The organism is Zooshikella ganghwensis DSM 15267 (assembly GCF_000428585.1).
In the GTDB taxonomy this organism is placed as follows: Bacteria; Pseudomonadota; Gammaproteobacteria; order Pseudomonadales; family Zooshikellaceae; genus Zooshikella; species Zooshikella ganghwensis.
The window spans coordinates 1-1,517 of sequence record NZ_AUAF01000361.1 but is presented as its reverse complement, the minus strand read 5'-3'; the positions used below and the strand labels follow the sequence as shown (position 1 = coordinate 1,517).

Here is a 1,517-nt window from a genome sequence, read left to right as displayed (position 1 = left end):
TTTCCTTATTACTGACTTAATTTACCCAAATAGACGTGCATAATACATCTTTGGTTGTATTATATGCTACCCCCTAGGAATCCATATAGAGCCTATGATTTTAAATCAGGAAAAGTATTAAAAGAATGGGATACAGGTCAAAGATTATCACACACTCTTATACAAGGAAGCCCCTCTAGCCAAAAATTTATATATATCATCCAAAAACTCAAATAAATTGGGCATATACACTTTTAATAGTCCTTTGCAACCTATTTATGAATTTCGACTTCCAAGAATAGCTCTCATCGGCCCCAAAGGTAAATTCCTTTATATGTATAATATTTCTCAGGGCATGAGTTGGATAGAAAAAGTCAATATTGAAACAGATGAAATTATTAATCTACCATACTTACCGAAACCTGGAAAAAAGCGATATAGAATCTTCAACCTCACTCTTTACGCCAATAAGCGCTCTATCTAATAAATAACACGTAATTTAAGTAAAATCATTATTTTTTACCAAGGAGTAGTAAGTTGGCAGGATTTAAAAGAGTCATTAAAGATAGAGCTTATTTATTTTCTATTCCTGTTGATAGCCAGGGAATACCATCAGGTGAGGCAACGCTTCTCCCCAATATATTAATTGCCAAAAAGTCAAAGGTAATAAAATCATCCACTAAGTATGATAAAGGTGCTCTTTATAAAGGTGTTAATGAGCCTTTATTATTACAGACAGATGATACAGGTGCCATTGTCAATATTGATACTAACTTTAAAAATAATAGTACTAAAGAGAATTCACCGGGATGGAGTCTAGGTGATCCAGTCAACCTACACCTTAAAGAGGAAGAGTTTTTTATCCCCCCTTATCTGCAGCAAGTTTTTTTACAGTGCGAATTATTCCAATAGCACAAAAGAAGACTCTTCTATTGGTGATGAAAGCTGGGCACAAATCATGGCAAATGCTTTTAGTCAGCTAGAAGGCGGATTTGAGGCTAATACAACGAAGTTAAAAGCAATAGAAATACCTGTAACAAAACAAGGTAATACTAAAGCCTGGATGCGAAAACCAGACAAGGAAAAAGTCGCACAAAAAAATGAAGACGAGATAATATACCAACAATGGTATAACAATTATAGCGATAAAACTGTTCGTGGTTACTTTGTGCCATTCTTTAAGACGATTATTGTCAGCTTTTCTAGTGAAGAGTTTCTAAACTCTACTGTCAGCATACTTGATAAAACAACAAACAAAACGATTATCCAAGCCTTACTAGTACAGTCTATCACAACTAAAAACCGTACTATTACTGTAGCAATACTTCCTTGCCCTCCCGATTTCCAAGAAGATCTTTATAGAATAATGGTTTCTCCGTCACTAAGAGCAATTGACTATTTATCATCATTATCTACAAACAAAAAAATAATTGATGATGGTTTTTACAATACTCTAGACACTTTTACGCAGCCATAGCCCCATAGTCACTCATCTGTTTATACACTTGAGCGACTTTTTGAATACTTAAGCTTAACCC

The 1,517-nt window shown here is 34.3% G+C and carries 2 protein-coding genes; both read left to right on the top strand.

Translation table 11 applies throughout. From position 1 onward, the window contains the following. The first annotated feature begins 516 nt into the window (after nucleotides 1-516). Complete coding sequence (locus F607_RS0126960; RefSeq protein ID WP_027710461.1) at nucleotides 517-891, top strand: hypothetical protein; 375 nt, start codon at nucleotides 517-519, stop codon at nucleotides 889-891. A 46-nt stretch (nucleotides 892-937) separates the two neighbouring features. Beyond that, complete coding sequence (locus F607_RS0126955; RefSeq protein ID WP_027710460.1) at nucleotides 938-1,456, top strand: hypothetical protein; 519 nt, start codon at nucleotides 938-940, stop codon at nucleotides 1,454-1,456. Nucleotides 1,457-1,517: the final 61 nt, after the last annotated feature.

Excerpts from the sequence above, each read along its gene's own strand:
- F607_RS0126955 (WP_027710460.1), top strand. The coding sequence starts at position 938 with ATGGCAAATGCTTTTAGTCAGCTAGAAGGCGGATTTGAGGCTAATACA.